We start from the raw sequence: 17021 nt of genomic DNA on the forward strand, positions 1-17021 counted from the left end.
ATCGAGCGGCTCATGATGCCGACGATCTCGAAGCCTTCCGAGCGGTGATAGGCGCTCGCATGCGAAGCCCCCATATTGCCGAGACCCACCACCAGTACTTTTACCTTGTCGGCCATCTCAGCCCTCCGATACTTGTTCATGAATTGCGGGCGGCTATGCCGCCCGTATTGACCGCCCGGGTTTGCGCTGCCCCTCATTGCCTGGCGCTTTCCTCTCCCCCGTCGATCGGGGGAGAGGTGTCGAGCGAAGCTCGACGGAGTGGGGGTCGACCTTCGCTGCCCAGAGGTTGCTCGCCAGATTTATGCCTGCCTTGCGGAGACTACGCGTTTGGCGAGCGCCTTCCCCCACTCCGTCGCCGCTTCGCGGCGCCACCTCTCCCCCCTCCGGAGGGAGAGGAAAGGAGCCAAGACGGGCCCTACTTCACCGCCGAATCGAACAGATGCGCCTTGATCTTGTCGACATCGAGCGCGGCGAAGCCTTCCGAGAGTTTCACGCCGTCGGCATCGGCCTTGACCTTCGCCTTGTCGAAGTCGTTCGCCGCCGGGATGAGCTCGTTGGTGCAGACATCCTCGGCCTTCACCGGATTGGTGATCTGGCCGATCTTGTGGATCTCGTCGAAGAAGCCCTGCCAGCTCGCCATGTCGTGCGAGCCCCAGCCGCCGCGCTTGTCCATGTCGCCGCGGAAGACGTTGATCTGCTGCAGGATCGAGGTGGTGCCGAGTTCGGGACCGAGATTCTTGGCCAGCGTCGGGAACTGTTCGAACACCGCTTCGACGGCGGCGCGTGGATTCTGGTAGCCGAATTCGAGGCCCATCGCCCAGCCGCGCAGATACTTCTCCAGGAACGCCTTGCGGTCCGGGTCCTCGAGATCGGCGGCACGCACGACGAAGGTGTTGGCGGGCAGCTTCGAGTTCTGGACGCCGAGCCAATATTCGAAGTCCAGGCCCTTGGCGATCCATTCGGCGCGCAGCCCTTCCCAGGACAAAGCGGCGTCGCCCTGGCCGCCGGCGAGTGCGGTGCCCCAGGTCGGCCAGCCGGCCTCGACATATTTGACCTTCTTGATGTCGACGCCTTGGGCCGCCAGCAGCGGATCGGTGATCGACTGCCAGGCGGCGGAGCCGAGCAGAATGGTCTTGCCTTCGAGTTTCTTCAGGTCGTTCGACCCCTCGCCCTTGCGGAAGGCGATGCTGAACGTGTCGCGCGCGCCCATGTGGAACACCGACTTCAGCTTCATGCCGTTCTGGATGGCGAAGGAGAACACGCCGGGCGACGGGAAGCCCATGTCGGCCTGGCCGACGTCGACGAACTTCACCGTGGCGGTGCCGTCGGACGGGCCGGGCTGCATGTCGGTGTCGAGCCCATCGAAATAGCCGGCCTTCTTGGCCGCCCAATAGGGATAGTCGTCAAGCACTTCCAGCGTGCCGCGCGGCGAGATCCAGGTGAATTTGCCGTAGGGCTCGGCCCTTGCCCTAAGGCCGGTGGCTCCGAGCGTCGTCGCCGTCACCAGGCCGGCACCGGTCACCTGCAGGAAATAGCGGCGGCTCATTCCCGCCGGATTGCTCGTCTTGTTCATGGTCATGGCATTCCCCTTTTTGTTGATTGTCAGTCTCTTCCGCTGTCGCGGACATCGACTTCACCCTGCGTGCCTCATGCCTCCCAGCTCGCCCATTTCTTGCCGATCAGGAAGAACAGAACGTAGATCAGGATGCCGAGCGTCGAGAGCAGCAGCACCACGGCGAAGAATTGCGGCATCTGGATCATCGACGAATAGGTCGTCAGGCGGTTGCCGAGGCCGAAGCCGCCGCCCACCATTTCGGCGCCCACCGCCGTCAGCAGGCCGAAGATGGCGCCGATCATCAGGCCGACCAGGATCATCGGCAGCGCCATCGGCGCGCGGATCTTCCAGAAGATCTGCAATGTGCTGGCGCCATAGGAACGCGCCAGGGCGATCTTGGCGCTGTCGACGCGGCGAAAGCCGGTGGCGGCGTTGATCATCACCATCGGCCCGGCCGCCAGCGCCACCGCGATGATGCGCGGCGTGTAGCCGAAGCCGAAGCGCAGGATTAGGAGCGGCACCAGCGCCAGCATCGGCGTGGTGACCAAGAGCAGGATGTAGGGCGCGACGATTTTCTCGGCGAACGGGAACTGGGTGATGACGGCGGCCAGCACCAGGCCGACGACGGCGCCGATGGCGAAACCGGACACCAGCTCGACCAGCGTGTAGCCGAGATGCGGCGCGATCAGCGGGAACTCGTCCCACAGCGCGTAGACGATCGAGCTTGGCGGCGGCATGATGTAGAGCGGCACGTGGAACAGCCGCAGCGCCAGTTCTATGCCGCCGATGATGATGACTGCGACAGCGACGATGGCGGCGACTTCCTTGCCCGACTGGATGCCCGGCCCGCTGGCGAAGGCCGACAGGTTGGTCAGGCCGACCTCATGCCCTTCCCCTGCCTTTGCCTTGGAGAATTCCGGGATGGCGTCGCTCACGGCCTGATCCTCACGATTTCGGCGCTCGTGCGCTCCGCCGCCTTTGGCGTCGCGCGTTCGCCGACAATGTCCATCTTGATCCGGTTGGTGAGGTCGAAGACCTCCTTGGTCGCCATGATCTCGAGCGAGCGCGGCCGCGGAAACGGCACGCGATATTCCTTGGCGACACGCCCCGGCCGGCCGCTCAGCACCACCACCCGGTCGGAGAGGAAGATCGCCTCCTCGATGCTGTGGGTGATGAAGACGATGGTGGTCTTGGTGTCGAGCCAGATCTCCTCGACCAGCCGGTTCATCTCCTCGCGGGTGAAGCTGTCGAGCGCGCCGAACGGCTCGTCCATCAGCAGCACCGAGGGCTTCAGCGCCAGCGCGCGCACGATCGCCGCGCGCTGCTGCATGCCGCCCGAGAGCTCGCGCGGGAACTTGCCGCCAAAACCTTCGAGGCCGACGCGGTTGAGCAGATGCGCGATCCAGGCCCGATCGGGTTTCTCGCCCTTGATCTCGAAGGGGAAGCGGATGTTGGCGTCGAGATTGCGCCAGGGAAGCAGGTTCGCTTCCTGGAAGACGATGCCGATATCGGGATGCGGGCCGGTGATCTTGACGCCGTCGAGCCGGATTTCTCCGCTGCTCAGGCCGTGCAGGCCCGACATCGACCACAACAGCGTGGTCTTGCCGCAGCCGGAAGGGCCGACGATCGAGACGATTTCATTGGCGTTGACATCAAGGCTGCAGCGGTCCAGCGCCAGCAGGTCGCCGGAGGCAGTATGGTAGACCTTGCTCGCCGCCTGTACGCCAAGCTTTGGGGTTGGTGCATCCGCCAAATTCATCCGCCCCTCGGAGATCGCGGGATGATCCGACGGGGCTCATCCGACCGCGAGAATCAGTCTGTAACTATCCTACTTTCCTGTCAAGCGAGGAGTCGGTGTCTTTGCTGTCGGAAGGCCGATTGCACATTCATCCTGATGATTTCATAGCGTTTTCCATGCCTTGAAATCCGTGTTGCTTTCCTACATACTTTGCGCCGCGGGTCTATCGGGGGCGAGGCCTTAGAGGTATGATGGACGAGCGAAAGTGGCTGATGCATTCCCGACACGACACGGTGGTCATTACGCTCGCCGAAACATGGAACGGCAGCGTGCACCCATGTTAGGAAGTTGGTTCCGCAACCGAGGGAAAGACCTGACTTCATGACAGAAGCCGACAGCCAGGACACGCGGATCTCGAGCGGCGACGCGGAGGGGCGCGAGCCCGTCCGGCGCATTCCCGACATCATCTCGCTGGTCAAGGATTCCTATGGCGAGTTGCGGCCGGCCGAACGCCGCGTCGCCGATGTCGTGCTCGACGACGTCAGATACGCGGTCGACGCTTCGAATGCCGCGCTGGCCCAGCGCGCCGGGGTCAGCGAACCGACGGTGACCCGGTTCTGCCGCGCCATCGGCTGCGAGGGCGTGCGCGACTTCAAGCTGAAGCTGGCGCAGAGCCTCGTCGTCGGCGCGCTGTACCTCGCCAAGCCGCCGACAGTCAGCAACGACAACGGCATGCCGTTCTGGAACGCCGTGTTCGCAGAGGCGCGCCGCGCCCTGCAGGAGGCCGAGCGCCAGCTCGATCCGGACCAGCTGCGAAAGGCCGCCGAGCTGATCGCCAAGGCGCGCCAGGTCACGGTCTTCGGCCTTGGCGGCAGCTCCTCGGCGCTGGCGCAGGAAACCCAGTACCGGCTGTTTCGCTATGGCATCACCGTCAGCGCCCAATGCGACCCCTACCTGATGCGGATGACAGCCTCGACCCTGAGGCCGGGCGACCTGGTCATCGCCATCTCGGCGACCGGACGCACGCGCGAGGTGATCGAGGCCGTGGAACTGGCCAAGCACTACCGCGCCAACGCCATCGCCGTCACCGCGCCCGACACCGAGCTGGCGCGCGCCTGCGACGTCAGGCTGACGGTTGCGGTGCCGGAATATCCCGACACGCTGAAGCCGACGGCGTCGCGCTTCGCCTTCCTCGCCGCGATCGACCTGCTGGCGGTGGCGACCGCCTACAAGCTCGACGGCTCGGCCCGCGAAACGGTGCGCCGCATCAAATACAACGCCCAGATCCACCGCACCGGCAAGGAAATGGAGCCTCTCGGGGATTAGGGCAGAGCTTTTCCCTTCTCCCCTTGTGGGGTGAGAAGCGGTCGCGCAGCGAACGAAAAGCCAATTGCTTGGCTTTTCGAGCTTCGAACGCCCTGAGCCTGCGAAGGGCGGGGTGGGCGATGCACCTGCCGGGTCCCCGCTGCTCCGCAGCGTCCCGGCGTTCGCTGGCCTTTCATCGTGCCACCAGCACGATGAATTCGCTTAAGCGAACCGCTGCTCACCCCACACGGGGAGAAGGAAAGGCGCCAACGTGAAGCAAAGAGGAAGACATGCTCGAAATCGCACCGACGAAACAGGCCACCGCATGGCTCGACTCCCTGGCGAAGGCGCTCGCAGCCGGCGACGTGGCGTCGGCCGCCAACCTATTCGTCGACGATTGCTACTGGCGCGATCTCCTGACCTTCACCTGGAACGTCACCACCATGGAAGGTCGCGACGCCATCGCCGACATGCTCCGGGCGACGCTGGCAACGACCCGGCCAACGGCTTGGCAGCTCACCGGCGAAGCGACTGCGGATGAAGGCACGATCGAGGCCTGGTTCACCTTCGAGACCGCGGTCGCCTGGGGCCAGGGCATCATGCGCCTGCGCGACGGCCGTTGCCGGACCCTGTTCACGGCGATGACCGACCTCAAGGGGTTCGAGGAGCGCAAGGGCGCGGCGCGGCCGCTCGGTGTCCGTCACAAGGCCGATCCCGAGCGCGAGACATGGACGGAGGCGCGGGCGCGCGAGACGCGCGAGCTCGGCGCCTCGGAGCAGCCCTATTGCCTGGTCATCGGCGGCGGCCAGGGCGGCATCATGCTGGGTGCCCGGCTGCGTCAGCTCGGCGTGCCCACCATAATCATCGAGAAGAATGCGCGGCCGGGCGATTCCTGGCGCAACCGCTACCGCTCGCTCGTCCTGCACGACCCGGTCTGGTACGACCATCTGCCCTATATTCCGTTTCCGGAAAACTGGCCGGTGTTCACGCCCAAGGACAAGATGGGCGACTGGCTGGAAATGTACACGCGGGTCATGGAGCTCAATTACTGGGTTGCCACCAAATGCCTCAGCGCCTCCTATGACGAGGCCGAAAAGGTGTGGACGGTCGTCGTCGATCGCGTCGGCCGGCGCATCACGCTCAATCCGAAACATATCGTCTTCGCCACCGGCGCCTATGGACCGCCGCGCCAGATCGACCTGCCCGGCGTCGATCAATTCAAGGGCGATTTGCTGCATTCGAGCCAATATTCCAGCGGCGAGAAATTCCGCGGCAAACGTGTGGCGGTGATCGGCGCGGCCAGCTCCGGCCATGACGTCAGCGTCGATCTGTGGGAGAGCGGCGCCGAGGTCACCATGATCCAGCGTTCGCCGACGACGGTGGTCAAGTCGGATACGTTGATGGAGGTCGGCTTCGAGATCTTCTCGGAGGACGCGCTGGCGCGCGGCATCACCACCGAGAAGGCCGACATGATCGTCGCCTCGACACCGTTCGCGCTGGTCCCCGAGGGCCAGCGGGCGCTCTACGAGGTGATCAAGGCGCGTGACGCGGCCTTCTACGACCGCCTGCGCGCCTCCGGCTTCGCCATCGATTTCGGCCACGACGAGACCGGCCTCCTGATGAAGGCCTACCGCACCGGCTCCGGCTATTACATGGATGTCGGCGCGTCGGACCTGATCATCAACGGCCAGATCGCCGTCCGCAGCGGCGTCGCCATCACCTCACTGACGCCGACAGGCATCCTGTTCGAGGACGGCACCGAACTCGCGGCCGACGCCATCATCGCCTGCACCGGCTACCAGTCGATGAACGAGACCGTGGCGACCATCGTGTCGCGCGAGGTCGCCGACAAGGTCGGCCCGTGCTGGGGGCTTGGCTCCGGCGTGAAAGGCGACCCCGGCCCATGGCAGGGCGAGCTGCGCAACATGTGGAAGCCGACCGCCCAGGAGGCGCTGTGGTTCCAGGGCGGCAACCTGGCCCTGTCGCGCTTCTATTCGAAATATGTCGCGCTGCAAATCAAGGCCCGGATGGAGGGCATCGAGACGCCGGTTTATGGGGCCGTAAGCAACGCCAAGCGATGAGGCAGGACTTGGGGGTCAAGGGCCTTCGATGAAGGTCGACCCCCCACTCCGTCGAGCTTCGCTCGACACCTCTCCCCCGATCGACGGGGGAGAGGAAAGGCGCGAACCTATGTCGCTTGGCTCCCTTCCTCTCCCTCCGGAGGGGGGAGAGGTGGCGCCGCGAAGCGGCGACGGAGTGGGGGAAGCCCTCCGCCAAACGCGCCGCCGCCCGACATAGCCCTGCCGAGATCAGCTAATCATGCCGGTGCCCGAAATGCTTCGCCGCCACCTCGACATGCGTCTGGTGCGCATGCGCCGCGAAACGCTCGGTCTCGCCCAGGTCGTTCACCGTCTCGTTCGGCCACCAGGTGCCGCCGATGACGATCCCTTCCGAGACCAGCCTCTGGTCGGCGACCAGCGAAGCGCCGACCGCGTCGACAAAGGTGAAGCGGCCGGGGCGTTGCCTGAGCACGGCGACGTCGCCGACGGTACCGACCGCCAGCGTGCCGAGGTCGGGCCTCGCGATCGCTTGAGCCGGCCCCTGCGTGGCGGCGCGCAGGACCTCGACCAGCGGCATGCCCAGCGCCATCAACTTCGACATGCAGACCAATATGTCGAAGGCCGGCCCGTCGACGCAGTAGAGATGCACATCGCTCGAGATGACGTCCGGCGCTAGCCCTTCCTCCAGCATGGCCCGCGCCACCGCGAAATCGAACGAGCCCATGCCGTGGCCGAGATCGAAGATGACGCCGCGCTCGCGCGCCAGCCGCATGTCGGGCCGCACCGCGCCGGAGGCGAACACCGGTGCGTTGGGAAACGGCCGGAAGCAATGGCTGAGGATGTCGCCCCTGCGCAGGCGCGGCAGCACTTCCGAGCGGCCGGGCGGCGGCTCGTCTATATGCGCCATCAGCGGCAGGCCGGCCTGGTCGGCGGCTTCGAGCGCCAGATCGACCGGCGCGATGCCGCTCGTGCCGCCGGCATGCTTGCCGGAGCGGACCTTGACGCCGACCACGACATCGCGATGTTCGCGCACGGCCGCGACGACCTCGCGCGGTTCGCACAGCCTCAGGTCGCTGCACTCGCCTACCGACACGGTCTGCGAGAAGCCGAAGATGCCGGCGAAGGAAATGTTGACATAGGCCAGGATGCGCACCTTCGAGCGCTCCATGACGTGGCGGCGAAAGCCGAGGAAATTGCCCGCACCCGCACTCCCCGCGTCGATGAAGGTGGTGGTGCCGCTCTTGGCGGCAAGCCGGTCGGCATCGACGCCGAGCGATGTGCCGCCCCAGTAGACGTGGCTGTGCAGGTCGACGAGGCCGGGCGCGACGATGCAGCCGGTTGCGTCGATGACCCGCGCGGCGCGGTCGGCCGGAATGTCGGCATCGATCGCTGCGACGCGGCCATTGGCGATGGCGACATCGCGGCGCGCATCGAGCCCGGAGGCCGGATCGATCAGCCGGCCACCCCTGAGCAGGAGATCGAATTGCATTGGGGGAACCTCCGAATTTCCTGCAGTCTCTCTCAGATCGGCCGGTAGGCGACGGCCTCGACCTCGATCTTGATGTCGATCATCAGCCGTGATTCGACCGTGGTGCGGGCCGGCGGGTTCTTGGGAAAGTGCCTGGCATAGACGGCGTTGAAGGCGCCGAAATCGCGCGCGTCCTCCAGCCAGACGGTCGTCTTGACCACGTCGTCCAGCGTGCAGCCGGCCAGCGCCAGGGCTGCCTTCACATTGGCGAGCACCTGTTCGGTCTGTTCCGATATGCCGCCCTTGACCACGAGGCCATCGCTCCCGACGGGAACCTGGCCCGAGACATAGACGAAATCGCCTGCCCGCACGGCCGGCGACAAGGGCACATGAGACGTTCCAAAAGTCTGCTTCGGCAAGAGATAGCCTCCTCTGAATGACGTTGAGCGACGCCGCGCCGGCCTCGCCTCGATCGACATTTACCCCGATCGCGGCCATCCTCATAGAGGGCTTTGTTGGAAAGCAACATTCTTCAAAAGCCATGTTGCTTTATTACAGAAGCGCTTGCATCGTGCGCCAGTCAGGTTGCCTTCAGGCCGCGACCGACAGGCGAATGTCCACACCGGAGAGACCCAGCATGACTTTTGACAGGAACCCTTTTCCCAGCGGCGATGCCGACCGCCACGCTTTGTGGGAGATGCTGGTGCGGCGCGATATCGACGCCTTCATCGGCCAGGACTGGGCGATGGTCGAGAATGATTTCGTCGCCGAGAGTTTCTTCGGCATGCATGCACATTTCCTCCACAATGCCGACGCCTGGCGGCTTCAGTTCCCGAAGCTGGACATCTATCGCGACGAATGGCTGCGCCAGGCGAAGGAGACAGCGGCGACGAAATTCGCTGAGCCGCTGCGTGAGGCGCTGTTTCGCGTCACCAATCTGCGCGACATCGATGTCGATGGCGACCGCGCCGTGCTGCACAAGAAGTTCGATGGTTCCGTCGCCAAGGCCGACGGCAGCGTCGACAGGCTGAAATGGCAGACGCTGTATTTCTGCACCCGCGTCGAGGGCCGCTGGAAGATCGCCGGCTTCGTCGGCTACATGCCGCATCCGCTGGGAAGCTAAAGCAATTCCAGGAAAGTGTGAGACGGTTTTCCCGGGAAAAGCGCGCAAGCGCTTTCCCTTGGGAACTGCGGAAAACAAAGAGTTAGCGCATTTGCCGGCTATTTGATTGGTCGGCTAATGAACAGGGGCCGTGACCTTCAGTAGAGCGTGAACAAGGTCATGGACAACGCACCGGTCCCGCGGACGTACTCGATCAGTTCGATGGCCGGAAACAAGGCAAGGAAATAGAGCCCGTCGAAGAAGGTGCGCTTGAGCGCGCGTGTCGACAATTCCAGATGGTCGTCATCGCGGTAGAGCAGCGGGTTCGGCCAGAAACGCGGTGTTCTCCTGGCGTAGGCCAGATAGGCCGGGCCAAACTTGCCTAGGAGAAACTCAGCTTCCTTGCGCGCCGTGACGCGGAAGATGACAAAGCTGGCGAGTGCGAGCGCCAGGGCGGCCAGCACGGAGCCGTAGAGCAAGCCGACACCGAGGGCGCCGAGCGTCGAGAAGAAATAGAGCGGGTTCTGGGTGATCGAGAACGGTCCCGACGAGACCAGCTCCTCGTTCTTCTTGCCGCCAACATAGAGAATGCTCCAGAGCCGTCCGGCGACGCAGGCCAGCACCAGGCAGAAGCCAAGGAATTCCAACATCTCGTGCCCCTGCGAGCCCTCGCTCAGCGCCGGCTTGGTCACAAACAGCAACAGCACGGCGAGCACCGCCGCGACCCGCACGAAGACCAGGCGCTTGCGCTGGTCGAAGGCCTCGGAAACCGGCTTGAGCGAAGCGTAGGTCATCTGTTTTTCCCTCGAGCGCCTGGAACGGCTTGGGCCACAGGCCACCGCATTGATGGCGGATGCAAGGCGCAAGCCTTCTATCGACCCATCGCACGGTGTTCGTAAAGGCCTCCCGCCGGGCCCGAGGCCATTCTCGCGGATTTGTGTACCGCCGCTTACCTACCCCTGATCCTGCCCAGAAGGGTAGAATCTCCTGGAATGAGGCGCTCTCCCCTTGCCTCCCACCGGCGAGGAAAAGCCCTCAGATGTGCAGCGCGTGGCCCAGCGCCTTCAGAGCGGCCTCCTGGAAGGCTTCGCCCTGCGTCGGGTGTGCGTGAATCGTTCCGGCGATATCCTCCAGCCTTGCGCCCATCTCCAGCGCCAGCCCGAAGGCCGCCGACAGCTCGGACACGCCCTGCCCGACCGCCTGGATGCCAAGGATCAGGTGATTGTCGGCGCGGGCGACGACACGAACGAATCCGTCCTCGCCGAGCTTTGTCATCGCCCGGCCGTTGGCGGCGAACGGGAACAACCCGATCTTGATGTCGCCGACAAGCGCCTTGGCCTCGTCGGGCGACAGGCCCGCCGTCACCAGTTCCGGATCGGTAAAGCACACAGCCGGGATCGACCGCTTGTCCCAGTCGCGCTTGTGGCCCGCGACGATCTCGGCGACCATTTCGCCCTGCGCCATTGCCCGGTGCGCCAGCATCGGCTCGCCGGTGACGTCACCGATGGCGAAGATGCCGCGCATCGAGGTGCGGCACTGTTCGTCGATCCTGATGAACCGGCCGGCCATGTCGAGCTCGATCTGGTCGAGCCCCCAACCCTCGGTCACCGGCTTGCGGCCGACAGTCACCAGGATCTTGTCGGCGGCGACCTCGGCGCTCTTGCCGTCCGGCGTCTCGACCAGCAGCGCATCGCCTCCCGTCGACAGCCCCTTGGCCTGGGCCCCCGTCATCACCTCCATGCCGAGCGCAGCGAGCCGCTTGGCCACGGGCCTGGTCAGTTCGGCATCATACTGCGCCAGCACGCGGGGCAAGGCTTCGACCACGGTCACCCTGGCGCCCATTTTCGCGAAGGCCATGCCCAGTTCCAGCCCGATATAGCCGCCACCGACAATGGCCAGCCTTCGCGGCACATCGCTCAGCGAAAGCGCGTCTGTCGACGAAATCACAGGGCCGCCGAAAGGCAGGAACGGCAACTCGACCGGAGCCGAGCCGGTGGCGATCACGATCGTCTCGGCGCGGATGACCTGGGCGCCGATCTCGGTCTCGACCTCGACCGTCTTGCCATCGCGAAACGTCGCCCAGCCCCGCACGGTCTTGACCCCGGCCTTCTTGAGCAGGCCGGCAACGCCACTATTCAGCCGGCTAATGATGCCGTCCTTCCAGCTCACCGTCCTGGCGAGGTCGAGTGTGGGCGCGGTCACCGAAATCCCCAGTGGGCTGCTGCCGCCGGCCATCTGCGCGACCTTCTCGAACTCTTCCGCCGCATGGATCAGCGCCTTCGACGGAATGCAGCCGACATTGAGGCAGGTGCCGCCCGGCTTGCCGGCCTCGACGATCACCGTGTCGATGCCAAGCTGCCCGGCACGGATGGCGCAGACATAGCCGCCCGGACCGGCGCCGATGACGAGCAGCTTGCAGGAGATTTCTTTCATGATGCTGGCATCCTTCCGGCCATGGCCGACGCGCGCCTTGTCCTTCTCCCCTTGTGGGAGAAGGTGGATCGGCGCGATGGCGCCGAGACGGATGAGGGGTGTTCCAGCGGAGTGAGACGCTGGGGTTCCCTTGAACACCCCTCATCCGTCGCCTTCGGCGACACCTTCTTCCGCAGGGGGAGAAGGAGGAGCATGAATTCCGAGGCCTCGATCGAAATCAACATCGCCCTCAGTCCACGAAAATCAGCGCCGGCGTTTCCAGCAGCGTCTTGATCCGCTGCACGAACACCGCCGCGTCCCAGCCGTCGATGATGCGGTGGTCGAAGCTCGACGACAGGTTCATCATCTTGCGCGGGATGAACCGGGTGCCGTCCCACAAAGGCCTCACCATCATCTTGTTGACGCCGATGATCGCCACTTCCGGGTGGTTGATAACCGGCGTCGTCGCGATGCCTCCCATGGCGCCGAGCGACGTGATGGTGATGGTCGAACCGGACAGCTCGTCGCGCGTCGCCGTACCGGACTTGGCAGTCTCCGCCAGCCTGTTGAGCTCGGTCGCGCAGTCCCAGATATCGCGCGCCTCGGCATGCCTCACCACTGGCACCACCAGGCCGGAAGGCGTCTGCGCGGCGATGCCGATATGTATGCCGCCATGCTGGTGGATGATGCCCGCTTCATCGTCGAACACCGAGTTGAACTGCGGCTGGTCCGCTATCGCCTTGACCATCGCCCGCATCAGGAACGGCAGCAGCGTCAGCTTGGGCCTGTCGGCGCGCTTTTCCTTGTTGAGGGCAGCACGCAGATCCTCCAGCGCGGAGACGTCGATCTCCTCGACATAGGTGATGTGCGGGATGCGCGATGTGGACAGCGTCATCTTCTCGGCAATCTTGCGCCGCATGCCCACCAGCTTGATGTCTTCGACCCTAGCATTGCGCGCGAGGCCCGATGTCTTCGCGAGGTGCCGAGGTCCGCGCGCCAGGAACGCCTCGATATCCTCATGGCCTATGCGGCCGGCCGGGCCGCTCCCCGCGACCTGCCTCAGATCGATGCCGGCCTCCTTCGCGCGCTGGCGCACGGCCGGCGACGCCAGCGGTTTTTCGCCTTCGCGGCGCGGCGCGCCGGTCTGCCGGGAGCCAACAGAAGCGGCCGGGGTGGGTTTGACCTCCGCAGTGCTTGCCTCTGCCGGGATCTTCGCGTCCAGCGCGGCGGTATTGGGTTTCGGCGTCGGAAGCGTGGCAGGAGGCTCGGCCGCCACCGCCTCGGCCTTGGCGCCGCCCTGCGGCTTCACATTGCCCTCGCCGGCCACCTTCAGCCGCACGATCGGCGAGCCGATCGCCACCGTGTCGCCGATCTCCGCGCCGAGCCACAGGATCTCGCCATCGACCGGTGACGGTATCTCCACCGTCGCCTTGTCGGTCATGACGGCGGCAAGCATGGTGTCCTCGCGCACGATGTCGCCGACCTTGACATGCCATTCGACCAGCTCGGCCTCGGCGACGCCCTCGCCGACATCGGGCAGCTTGATGATGTGCTCGCCCATCTCAGGCCTCCATGGTTTCGATGAGGGCGCGGCCGACCCGGGCGGGGCCTGGGAAATAGTCCCACTCCTGCGCGTGCGGATAGGGCGTGTCCCAGCCGGCGACGCGCGCCACCGGCGCCTCCAGGTGATAGAAGCAGTTTTCCTGCACCAGCGCCGACAGTTCGGCGCCGAAGCCGGAGGTCAGCGTCGCCTCATGCACGATCACGCAGCGCCCGGTTTTCCTGACCGAGGCGACGATGGCGTCGAGGTCCAGCGGCAGCAACGTCCTCAGATCGATGATCTCGGCATCGATGCCGGTCTCCTCGGCCGCCGCCTGCGCGACATGCACCATGGTGCCATAGGCAAGCACGGTGACGGCCGAGCCCGCCCTGCGGATCGCCGCCTTGCCGAGCGGCACAGTATAGTGGCCGCCGGCGACCTCGCCCAGCTCATGCTTCGACCATGGTGTCACCGGCCGGTCGTGATGGCCGTCGAAGGGGCCATTGTAGAGCCGTTTGGGCTCGAGGAAGATCACCGGGTCGGGATCCTCGATCGCCGCGATGAGCAGCCCCTTGGCATCGTGTGGATTGGACGGCACCACGGTCTTCAACCCCGACACATGGGTAAACAGCGCCTCGGGGCTCTGGCTGTGCGTCTGGCCGCCGAAGATGCCGCCGCCGGTCGGCATCCGCACCACGATCGGGCAGGTGAAGTCGCCGTTCGAACGGTAACGCAGCCTCGCGGCCTCCTGGGTCAGCTGGTCGTAGGCCGGGTACATGTAGTCGGCGAACTGAATTTCCACGCAGGGCTTCAGGCCATAGGCGGCCATGCCGATAGCCGAGCCGACAATGCCGGATTCGTTGATCGGCGCATCGAAGCAGCGGCTCTTGCCGTACTTGGCCTGCAGGCCCTGCGTGCAGCGGAAGACGCCGCCGAAGAAACCGACATCCTCGCCGAACACGACGACTTTGGCGTCGCGCTCCATCGACACATCCATGGCGTCGCGGATCGCCTCGATCATGCTGCGTCTCGGCATGCTCAGACTCCCGCCTGCTGGCGCTGGCGCCGCAGATGCGGCGGCATATCGGCAAAGACACCCTCGAACATCTCGCGCGTCGACGGCTTGCCGCCCGCATGCAGCGTGCCGTGGCTCTCCGCCTCCTTCTGCGCCGCGATCACCGTGTCGAGGATCTCGGCCTCGGCCTGCGCGTGCCGCTCGTCGGACCAGGCGCCGAGCCGGATGAGATGGTTCTTCAGCCGCACGACCGGATCGCCGAGCGGCCAGGAATCGGATTCGGCCTTTGGCCGGTAGGCGGAAGGATCGTCCGAGCTCGAATGGGCGCCGGCGCGGTAGGTGACATATTCGACCAGCGTCGGCCCAAGATTGCCGCGCGCCCGTTCCGCCGCCCATTTCGCCACGGCGTGGACGGCGAGATAGTCATTGCCGTCGACGCGCAGCGACGGGATGCCGAAGCCAAGGCCCCTGGCCGCGAACGTGCCCGAGCCGCCGCGCGCGATGCCCTGGAAGGTCGAGATCGCCCACTGGTTGTTGACGACATTGAGCACGACCGGCGCCTTGTAGGTGGAGGCGAACACCAGCGCCGAATGGAAGTCGGATTCCGCCGTCGAACCGTCGCCGATCCAGGCGGCGGCGATCCTGGAATCGTTGGAGATCGCCGACGCCATCGCCCAGCCGACCGCCTGGATGTACTGCGTTGCCAGGTTGCCGGAGATCGAGAAGAAACCGTGCTCCTTCGAGGAATACATGATCGGCAGCTGCCGGCCCTTCAGCGGGTCGGCCTCGTTGGAATAGATCTGGTTCATCATCGTGACCATCGGGTATCCGTCGGCGATCAGCAGCCCCGCCTGGCGATAGGTGGGGAAATTCATGTCCCCCGGCGAGAGCGCCTTGCGGAAAGCGCAGCTCACCGCCTCCTCGCCCAGATGCTGCATGTAGAACGAGGTCTTGCCCTGGCGCTGCGCCATCTGCATGCGGGCATCGAAGGTTCTGAGCGTCATCATGTGGCGCAGGCCCTCAAGCAGTTCCTCTGTCGATAGCAGCCCGGCCCAGGGGCCGACGGCTTCGCCATTGCGGTTCAGCACGCGGATGATCGAAAAGGCCATGTCCCTGATGGTGCGCGGATCGACATCGATATCCGGGCACGGCACCGAACCGGCCGCGGCGATGGTCACGTTGGAGAAGTCAGGCGCTCCGCCCGGCCGCACTTCCGGTTCCGGAACGTGAAACCGCAACATCCCAGCATCGGCCATGACCTTCGTCCTCCAAGGTTGCCTGGTCGGGATACTCGCATATCCCCTCCGCCAGACCAGTACGAATCCGTCGGCATGGCCTTCGGGCTTCGGTGGCGGAACCCCGGGCCTTCCGACCACAGGATGTAAGTAAGTCCGCGAAATATCTTGTCGATGTTTCGGTGCATCGCGCAACTTAGCGCAAGGTTGAGCAGGGTTCCCGGCCAGATGAGCCAAAGTGGCCGGACTCGCGCCCTTCCTCTCCCCCGTCGATCGGGGGAGAGGTGTCGAGCGAAGCTCGACGGAGTGGGGGTCGACCTGGCTCGGTCGTTTTGGCTTGAACGGGGCGACTGCCCAGGTCGGTCGATTGCAAACGGCGGCGCACTTAGAACCGCCTTCCCCCACTCCGTCTCGGCTTCGCCGAGCCACCTCTCCCCCCTCCGGAGAGAGAGGAAAGGAGCCACCGCTGCGGGCGGTTAGGGGGAGACTGTTACCCATGTATCCGGTTCGTAGTGTTACCCATCTACCGGCTGAACAGCGCAGCCGCCAGAAGCTCGCGCCCTTCCTCTCCCCCGTCGATCGGGGGAGTCAAGCGAAGCTCGACGGAGTGGGGGTCGACCCTCATCGAAGCGATGCTTGCGATCCGGAAATGTTCCCTCCGCCCCCGCGCCATGCTAACCAGCCCAGATGGCACAGAAGAAAGCTTTCGAGGTCGATTCTTGGCTGGCGAAGCCCGACCCGCGCATCTCGATCGTCCTGCTTTACGGACCCGATCGGGGGCTGGTTTCCGAGCGGGCCAAGGCCTTTGCCGAAAAGACCGGCCTGCCGCTCGACGATCCGTTCTCCGTGGTCCGGCTGGAGGGCTCGGAGGTCGATCGCGACGAGGGCCGCCTGCTCGATGAAGCCCGCACCGTGCCGATGTTTTCCGACCGGCGGCTGCTCTGGGTCCGCAATGCGACCGGCCAGAAGGCGCTGGCCGACGACGTGAAGGTGCTGACCGCGGAGCCGGCGCGCGACGCGATCATTCTCATCGAGGCAGGCGACCTCAAGAAGGGCGTCGGGCTGCGCGCAATTGTCGAGGCGGCGGACGGTGCCATGGCGCTGCCCTGTTACGCTGATGAGGCCCGCGACGTCGATGCGGTCATCGACGACGAATTGCGCAAGGCCGGCATGTCGATGACCATGGAAGCGCGACAGGCGCTGCGCCGCAATCTTGGCGGCGATCGCCTCGCCTCGCGCGGCGAGATCGAAAAGCTTGTCCTCTACGCCCACGGCCAGCAGGAGATCGGGATCGAGGACGTCCGCGCCATGTCGGGCGATGTATCCGGGGCCTCCTTTGACGACGCCGTCGACGCGCTGCTTGAAGGCAAGGTCGGCGACTTCGACATTGCGTTTACCCGCCATTGCCAATCGGGCGGGCAGCCTTTCCTCGTTCTGTCATCCGCGATGCGGCAATTGCAGGCGATCCAGGCCATGCGCGGCCAGATGGACTCCGGCGGCCGCAACGCAGCGGCCGTTGTCGCCGCCGCGCGCCCACCAGTCTTCTTCTCGCGCCGCAAGCTGGTGGAGAGGGCCCTTGAGCGCTGGAGCA

Annotated in this window: 15 protein-coding genes; 4 read left to right on the forward strand and 11 right to left on the reverse strand. The window is 65.2% G+C overall.

Annotated elements, in window-relative coordinates:
* The 4 genes from WC739_RS18830 to WC739_RS18845 all read right to left on the reverse strand — a co-directional run.
* Window positions 1-116: Gfo/Idh/MocA family oxidoreductase (locus tag WC739_RS18830; protein WP_372954552.1), on the reverse strand; the 116-nt coding region annotated here is incomplete at its 3' end.
* 299 nt (window positions 117-415) lie between these two features.
* The gene (locus WC739_RS18835; protein ID WP_372954538.1) at window positions 416-1579 is read right to left on the reverse strand and encodes an ABC transporter substrate-binding protein; all 1164 of its coding nucleotides are present in this window, start codon (window positions 1577-1579) and stop codon (window positions 416-418) included.
* Between the two features lie 68 nt (window positions 1580-1647).
* On the reverse strand, window positions 1648-2490 hold the full coding sequence (locus WC739_RS18840) for an ABC transporter permease (RefSeq protein ID WP_372954539.1): 843 nt from the start codon (window positions 2488-2490) through the stop codon (window positions 1648-1650).
* Complete coding sequence (locus WC739_RS18845) at window positions 2487-3314, reverse strand: ABC transporter ATP-binding protein (RefSeq protein ID WP_372954540.1); 828 nt, start codon at window positions 3312-3314, stop codon at window positions 2487-2489. Before WC739_RS18845 ends, WC739_RS18840 begins: the two co-directional genes overlap by 4 nt.
* A gap of 360 nt (window positions 3315-3674) precedes the next feature.
* Here WC739_RS18845 and WC739_RS18850 point away from each other — a divergent pair, with 360 nt between their 5' ends.
* Window positions 3675-4619 (forward strand): MurR/RpiR family transcriptional regulator, encoded by a 945-nt coding sequence (locus WC739_RS18850; protein ID WP_372954541.1) that lies wholly within the window; start codon window positions 3675-3677, stop codon window positions 4617-4619.
* A gap of 269 nt (window positions 4620-4888) precedes the next feature.
* Complete coding sequence (locus WC739_RS18855) at window positions 4889-6679, forward strand: NAD(P)-binding domain-containing protein (RefSeq protein WP_372954542.1); 1791 nt, start codon at window positions 4889-4891, stop codon at window positions 6677-6679.
* 232 nt (window positions 6680-6911) lie between these two features.
* Here WC739_RS18855 and WC739_RS18860 read toward each other — a convergent pair whose 3' ends face one another.
* Both WC739_RS18860 and WC739_RS18865 read right to left on the reverse strand, forming a co-directional pair.
* On the reverse strand, window positions 6912-8147 hold the full coding sequence (locus WC739_RS18860) for an amidohydrolase/deacetylase family metallohydrolase (RefSeq protein WP_372954543.1): 1236 nt from the start codon (window positions 8145-8147) through the stop codon (window positions 6912-6914).
* Between the two features lie 32 nt (window positions 8148-8179).
* Window positions 8180-8545, reverse strand: coding sequence for a RidA family protein (locus WC739_RS18865; protein WP_372954544.1), 366 nt, complete (start codon window positions 8543-8545; stop codon window positions 8180-8182).
* 218 nt (window positions 8546-8763) lie between these two features.
* Between WC739_RS18865 and WC739_RS18870 the strand changes: the two genes are divergently transcribed.
* On the forward strand, window positions 8764-9249 hold the full coding sequence (locus tag WC739_RS18870; protein ID WP_372954545.1) for a hypothetical protein: 486 nt from the start codon (window positions 8764-8766) through the stop codon (window positions 9247-9249).
* A gap of 137 nt (window positions 9250-9386) precedes the next feature.
* On the opposite strand, the gene WC739_RS18875 is transcribed toward WC739_RS18870, so the two are convergent.
* The 5 genes from WC739_RS18875 to WC739_RS18895 all read right to left on the reverse strand — a co-directional run bounded on the left by WC739_RS18875 (window position 9387) and on the right by WC739_RS18895 (window position 15451).
* Window positions 9387-10022: an isoprenylcysteine carboxylmethyltransferase family protein gene (locus WC739_RS18875; protein WP_372954546.1), complete on the reverse strand. Its 636-nt coding sequence runs from the start codon at window positions 10020-10022 to the stop codon at window positions 9387-9389.
* A 241-nt stretch (window positions 10023-10263) separates the two neighbouring features.
* Window positions 10264-11661, reverse strand: a complete 1398-nt coding sequence (gene lpdA / locus WC739_RS18880; RefSeq protein WP_372954547.1) for a dihydrolipoyl dehydrogenase — start codon at window positions 11659-11661, stop codon at window positions 10264-10266.
* 229 nt (window positions 11662-11890) lie between these two features.
* Complete coding sequence (locus WC739_RS18885; RefSeq protein ID WP_372954548.1) at window positions 11891-13201, reverse strand: dihydrolipoamide acetyltransferase family protein; 1311 nt, start codon at window positions 13199-13201, stop codon at window positions 11891-11893.
* A 1-nt stretch (window position 13202) separates the two neighbouring features.
* Entirely contained in the window at window positions 13203-14216 is a 1014-nt protein-coding gene (locus WC739_RS18890) for an alpha-ketoacid dehydrogenase subunit beta (protein WP_372954549.1), read from the reverse strand.
* Window positions 14217-14218: 2 nt separating this feature from the next.
* Window positions 14219-15451, reverse strand: coding sequence for a 3-methyl-2-oxobutanoate dehydrogenase (2-methylpropanoyl-transferring) subunit alpha (locus WC739_RS18895; protein ID WP_372954550.1), 1233 nt, complete (start codon window positions 15449-15451; stop codon window positions 14219-14221).
* A gap of 666 nt (window positions 15452-16117) precedes the next feature.
* Here WC739_RS18895 and holA point away from each other — a divergent pair.
* On the forward strand, window positions 16118-17021 hold a 904-nt coding region (gene holA / locus WC739_RS18900), incomplete at its 3' end, for a DNA polymerase III subunit delta (protein WP_372954551.1).

Origin of the sequence: Mesorhizobium sp. (assembly GCF_041661565.1) — a bacterium.
GTDB lineage: Bacteria > Pseudomonadota > Alphaproteobacteria > Rhizobiales > Rhizobiaceae > Mesorhizobium.